The organism is Prevotella falsenii DSM 22864 = JCM 15124, from assembly GCF_000613945.1.
Lineage (GTDB): Bacteria > Bacteroidota > Bacteroidia > Bacteroidales > Bacteroidaceae > Prevotella > Prevotella falsenii.
On sequence record NZ_BAJY01000013.1, the window covers coordinates 70,836 to 76,835 of the forward strand.

General features: G+C 40.8%; 7 protein-coding genes. 6 read left to right on the forward strand and 1 reads right to left on the reverse strand.

Annotated elements, in window-relative coordinates:
• Positions 1–2: 2 nt before the first annotated feature.
• Together JCM15124_RS06630 and rprY are read left to right on the forward strand one after the other, a co-directional pair.
• Positions 3–1,547: a sensor histidine kinase gene (locus tag JCM15124_RS06630; RefSeq protein WP_024998793.1), complete on the forward strand. Its 1,545-nt coding sequence runs from the start codon at positions 3–5 to the stop codon at positions 1,545–1,547.
• Positions 1,548–1,583: 36 nt separating this feature from the next.
• Positions 1,584–2,291 carry a response regulator transcription factor RprY gene (gene rprY, locus JCM15124_RS06635; protein WP_024998794.1) on the forward strand — a complete coding sequence of 236 codons (708 nt, stop codon included), beginning with the start codon at positions 1,584–1,586 and terminating at the stop codon, positions 2,289–2,291.
• 590 nt (positions 2,292–2,881) lie between these two features.
• On the opposite strand, the gene JCM15124_RS13585 is transcribed toward rprY, so the two are convergent.
• A complete protein-coding gene (locus tag JCM15124_RS13585) occupies positions 2,882–3,037 on the reverse strand; it encodes a hypothetical protein (protein WP_198019128.1) in 156 nt (51 codons plus the stop codon).
• A gap of 125 nt (positions 3,038–3,162) precedes the next feature.
• On the opposite strand from JCM15124_RS13585, the gene rpsF reads away from it, so the two are divergent.
• From rpsF to JCM15124_RS06660, 4 genes are all read left to right on the forward strand, one after another.
• Positions 3,163–3,507: a 30S ribosomal protein S6 gene (gene rpsF / locus JCM15124_RS06645; protein WP_024998795.1), complete on the forward strand. Its 345-nt coding sequence runs from the start codon at positions 3,163–3,165 to the stop codon at positions 3,505–3,507.
• Positions 3,508–3,509: 2 nt separating this feature from the next.
• Positions 3,510–3,782 (forward strand): 30S ribosomal protein S18, encoded by a 273-nt coding sequence (gene rpsR / locus JCM15124_RS06650; RefSeq protein WP_004364847.1) that lies wholly within the window; start codon positions 3,510–3,512, stop codon positions 3,780–3,782.
• 17 nt (positions 3,783–3,799) lie between these two features.
• Positions 3,800–4,336 (forward strand): 50S ribosomal protein L9, encoded by a 537-nt coding sequence (gene rplI / locus JCM15124_RS06655; RefSeq protein ID WP_024998796.1) that lies wholly within the window; start codon positions 3,800–3,802, stop codon positions 4,334–4,336.
• Positions 4,337–4,499: 163 nt separating this feature from the next.
• The gene (locus JCM15124_RS06660; RefSeq protein ID WP_024998797.1) at positions 4,500–5,573 is read left to right on the forward strand and encodes an AAA family ATPase; all 1,074 of its coding nucleotides are present in this window, start codon (positions 4,500–4,502) and stop codon (positions 5,571–5,573) included.
• Positions 5,574–6,000: the final 427 nt, after the last annotated feature.

Consider the following 6,000-nt stretch of genomic DNA (forward strand, 5'->3'; position numbering starts at 1 on the left):
ATATGAATAAAAAGACGATTTGGACAATTGCAGTCATAATGGGACTCTCGTTCCTTGCCCTTCTTTTGCTTCAGCTCAATTATATTGAGGAAATGGCAGAGATGAAGAAAGAGCAATTCGACGAATCGGTGAACCGCGCACTCTACCAAGCTTCCCGCAATATGGAACTCAATGAGACGTTGAGATACTTGGAGAAAGATGTGAACAACAACGAATTGAAATCGGCAAAGACTGATTCTGCGCAGCGGAAAGGTATGGCAGGAACGCATCAGGCACCAACTACAGCCGATGAAAACGATTCTTATTCTTCGTTTGAATCGAAATTGGCGCAAAGCAATCCCTCGCTGCGAATGAAGGCAACCATACTCCGCAATGACACGGGAACCATTTCGGTAACCAAACGGAAGATGCAGGAAGTGGTGCGCAATCGCTACGTTTATCAGAAAGCTTTGCTGGAAGAGGTGGTTTATAACATTCTTTATGCAGCTTCCGACAAGCCTTTGAATGAGCGTATAAACTTTAAAATGCTCGACCAAGACCTGAAGGCTGAAATGATGAACAACGGAATTAATATTCCTTACCACTTTTCGGTGCTGACACAAGACGGACGCGAAGTGTACAAATGTCCTGACTATGTTAGCGATGGGGAAGAGAACAGCTATTCGCAAGTGCTTTTTCGCAACGACCCACCAAACAGAATGGGCGTGGTAAAGGTGCATTTCCCGGAAATGAACAGCTACATCTTCTCGAGCGTGCGCTTTATGATTCCGTCCATCATCTTCACCATGGTGTTGTTGGTAACATTCATTTTCACGATTGTTATTATCTTCCGCCAGAAGAAATATTCGGAGATAAAGAACGATTTCGTGAACAATATGACGCACGAACTGAAGACACCGATAGCAAGTATATCGTTGGCGGCACAGATGATGAACGACAAAAGTCTGACCAAATCGCCCAAAATGATAGAGCATCTTGGCGGTGTGGTGAACGACGAAAGCAAGCGTCTGCGCTTCTTGGTAGAGAAAGTGCTCCAAATGAGCATGTACGACAGCAAGAAAGCCGTACTGAAGAAGAAGTATGTAGACCTGAACGAGATGGTGGAAACCATTGCCCATTCGTTTACACTGCGTGTAGAACATACAGGTGGCAAGGTATATACGGAAATAGATGCAATCGATTCTAAGATGTATGTAGACGAAATGCACTTCCAAAACGTAATATTCAATCTGTTGGATAATGCTGTAAAGTATGCAAAACCCGACCAGCCGTTGAATGTTTACTTGAAGACTTGGAACACGAACGAGCATCTATACCTGTCGATACGCGATACGGGGCAAGGTATAAAGAAAGAGAACTTGAAGAAAGTGTTCGAGAAATTCTACCGCGTGCATACGGGAAACCGACACGATGTAAAAGGTTTCGGACTGGGTTTGGCATACGTTAAGAGAATGGTAGACTTGCACGGGGGCGAAATAAGAGTAGATAGCGAATACGGCAAAGGCACAAAATTCACAATCATATTGCCTGTGCTGTTAGACAGATAAATGAGAATAAACAAATTAAAGTAAAGGAGAAAAGATATGGAAGAAAATTTCAAGATTTTATTATGTGAAGATGATGAAAATCTCGGAACATTGTTGAGTGAATATTTGCAGGCTAAGGGCTATCAAGCAGACCTATGTCCTGATGGTGAAATCGGATACAGAACATTCCTGAAGAATAAGTACGACATCTGTGTACTTGACGTGATGATGCCAAAGAAAGACGGTTTTACGTTGGCACAGGAAATCCGTCAGACAAACGCAGAGATACCAATTATCTTCCTGACAGCCAAGCAGCTTAAAGAAGACATTCTTGCCGGCTTCAAGATTGGTGCAGACGACTACATCACTAAGCCTTTCTCAATGGAAGAACTTGTATTCCGTATTGAAGCAATTCTCCGTCGTGTACGTGGAAAGCGAACAAAGGAATCGACGCTATACCAAATTGGACGATTTACTTTCGATACACAAAAGCAGTTGCTTACACTCGACAACGACCCGGAGAAGGCAACTAAGCTCACAACAAAAGAGAACGAATTGCTCGCTCTGCTTTGCGCACACTCTAACGAAATATTGCAGCGCGACTATGCTTTGAAAACAATTTGGATAGACGACAACTATTTCAATGCACGCTCAATGGACGTTTACATTACCAAGTTGCGCAAGCATTTGAAGGCTGACGACCAGATTGAAATCATCAATATTCACGGTAAGGGATACAAACTCATCGTACCGGACGAAGAGTAAACCATAATACAACGTGAGTTCGATGTAAGAATTACGTGGCACATTATTTATAAGATATTTAAAATATGCTTATAATCAAGCAGAGATGAAGTATCTTCGGACTCAAATTCTCACACCGAGCTCACGTTGTTTATAAACGTTTTCGTTCCGCCAAATGAGCAATGCCAAATTTATTTAAGCATTGCCATGGCAAGAAAACGCACTTTTCAAGGAACGAGAAAAGAACGAAAAGAAGACAATAAGAACGTAAGTATTTTTCGCAAGTGCAACTATCGCTCAACCCTCTACTCGCCAACGCATTACAAAACCTATTGTTTTGCATTTCAAAAACGGCTGTTTTGCAGGGTAAAAGCGTAGGTTTTGCATCGTAAAACAGCCGCTTTCGCAATGCCAAAACGCAGTCATCGCTTTTTAACGGAATTATTATTACAAAGTTAAATTGAAAATCTCTCACTATTTCATTAGCGGAACTGCTTAGAAAACATCTGCAAAACAGCCTGTTTAACTTGCTTTCTTATGTCGGACTTACATTAATACAAAAAGCTCAATGGGCATTTCCATTGAGCTTTTTGTTTGTAATATGCGCTACGCTAAGAGCGTTTTTCTAATTTTACATAGGCGATTGTTCCGCCTATCACCAATGTTAATCCGGAAAAAAGCAGACCGTTTCCTTTTACATTTAATAAGATATGAATGGCAAACAACACAATGCCTGCCGACACGGAAAATAGTCCTAAATATTTCATATATCCTTTCATAGAATGCAAAAGTACGAAAAACATTTGGTTAGTTCATAAAAAAGCAGTACTTTTGCACCGCATTTCAAAACAGAGATGCATGTTTTTAATAAATTAATTATTTAATAAGTAGTATGAATCAATACGAAACCGTTTTCATTTTGACTCCCGTTTTGTCTGATGAACAGATGAAGGAAGCGGTCGCTAAATTCAAGAAACTGCTCACCGACAAAGGTGCTGAAATCTTGAACGAAGAGATTTGGGGTCTCAAGAAGTTGGCTTACAACATTCAGAAGAAGTCTTCAGGCTTCTACGCAATGTTGGAGTTCAATGCAGAACCATCAGTTATTAAAACTCTCGAAACAGGCTTCCGCCGCGACGAGAAGGTTATTCGTTTCATTACCGTTAAGCAAGACAAATACTCAGCAGCATACGCTGAGAAGCGTCGCGCTAAATGGGCAGCTAAAAAGGAGGCTTAATCATGGCAGAGCAGAAAAAGACAGAAATCCGTTATTTGACCGCACCGTCTATCGACACTAAGAAGAAAAAGTATTGTCGTTTTAAGAAAAGCGGTATTAAGTACATTGATTATAAGGACGGAGAATTCCTTAAGAAGTTCTTGAACGAACAAGGAAAAATCCTTCCACGTCGCATCACAGGAACATCTTTGAAGTATCAGCGTCGCGTGGCACAAGCTGTTAAGCGTGCCCGTCAGATTGCTTTGCTTCCATACGTAACCGATTTGATGAAATAAAAGAGGAGGCTGAAGATATGGAAATTATACTGAAAGAAGATATTATCGGACTTGGCTACAAGAACGAAATTGTAAATGTAAAAAGCGGATACGGCCGTAACTACCTTATTCCAACAGGTAAAGCTGTAATCGCATCTCCTTCTGCAAAGAAGCAATTGGCTGAAGACTTGAGACAACAAGCTGCAAAGATTGCTGCAAAGAAGGCTGACGCTGAAAAGCGTGCTGCACAACTCGACGGTGTAGAATTGGTTATTGAAGCAAAGGTATCTGCAACCGGTGTAACTTACGGTTCGGTTAATACTGCCATCGTAGCCGAAGAACTGGCTAAGAAGGGTATCGAAATCGACCGCAAGATTATCACAATGCGCGATATTAAGAAGGTTGGCACATTCGAAGCAACTATTCACTTCTTTAAAGATGTTGAAGTTAAGCTCCCTGTAACAGTTGTTGCAGAGAACCAACCGGAACCTAAAGCCGAGGAAGTAAAAGAAACTGTTGAGGTTTCGGTAGAGGAAATCGAAACAGTGGAGGAAGAAGCTCCGGCAGCTGAATAATATAAATTCTCGTAAGAGAGTTTGTACAGATTGATTTTCAAAGTACTATAATAGAATTACCCCTTTCATCTTAACAGGTGTGAGGGGTTTTTCTGTTTATGGAGAAGATAGTAATGTTTATGTTGCTTTTGCTTCTATTATAGTGTAAGAGATATTTGTGTTTATGAAGAAAATAGTACTTACAGGTGGTCCGTGTGCAGGTAAAACAACCGCCTTGGTGAAAATTATGGAGCACTTTTCGAGCATTGGCTACAAAGTGTTCATTATTCCGGAACTGCCTACATTATTCTTGCAGGCGGGTATGGACTACCTTACCGACAATAAAGACTTCTTTTATGAAGGCGAAAAGGCTACTTTAGAAATGCAAATAGCGTTGGAAGACAAGTTCCAACAAATGGCGAAAAGTATAAAACAACCTGTTCTTATTGTATGCGACCGCGGTACGATGGATATTTCAGCCTATATGAAACCTACTCTTTGGGAAAGTATCACATCTGCGGTTAATACAAACAACGAGGCATTGCGCGCTCGTTACGATGCCGTTTTGCACTTGGTAAGTGCGGCAGATGGTGCAGAACAGTTCTATACAACGGCTACGAATAAGGAAAGAACAGAAGGAATAGAATTGGCACGCGAACTCGACAAGAAAGTTATCCATGCGTGGTCGGGGCACCCTCATTTACGTGTTATCAATAATCACGAAAAGTTTGAAACCAAACTCGAAAGGGTTTTGCAGGAAATTTCCGATGTGTTGGAAATTCCACGTCAAGCTATTCAGGAACGAAAGTATATTGTTCGTTTAAAAGGAGAGATACCTGAAGTAATAACAAGCAAGATTACGCAGACCTATCTTACTTCAGACCCGCGCAGCGAAGTCCGTTTGCGTCGCCGCACACTGAATGGAATTTCTGTCAATGTGCGCACTGCGATAAAGACATTGCCGAACAACGAACAAGTAGAAACCGAACGACAGATAGATAATAATCTTTATGAATCGCTGCTCCGGCAAGCTGACCCGTATCGTCAGACAATTCATAAGATACGCCAAACCTTCATTTGGAAAGGGCAGTTTTTTGAATTGGACTCTTTCATACAGCCTTATAATGGTTTGCAGATATTGGAAACGAAAGGAATTATCAGGCATGAAGATGTTATTTTCCCTCCGTTCATAGAAGTGCTCGAAGATATTACGGGCATAACAAAATATTATAATTACAATTTAGCTTTAAAGAAATAAAACTTTAGGAAAACGTGAGTTCAGTGTAAGAAAGCAGCTTAAACCGGGTAGTCTCGCAGATGTTTTTAAGCAAATCCTCTGATGAACCGGTGAGCGTTTTTCAGTCTAATTATGTAAAGATAATTCTGTTAAAAAGTGATATAATCGCTTTGGCGTTGCGAAACCGTAGGTTTTGCGTTGTTAAACCGTAGGTTTTACCGTGCAAAACCTACGGTTTTGGAATGCAAAACAATAGGTTTTGTAATGCACTGACGGATAGATAGTTATGCGATAGATACGTTTGCGAAAAATATTTACGTTTTTAACAGCTTTTTTCGCATACGAATGACGTGAGTTCGGTGTAAGCATTTGAAGAAAAAATACACTCCGCTTCTTTCCGGTTATAAACATATCAAACGGCTATCGGTTCTTTCTTTAAATATCTTAA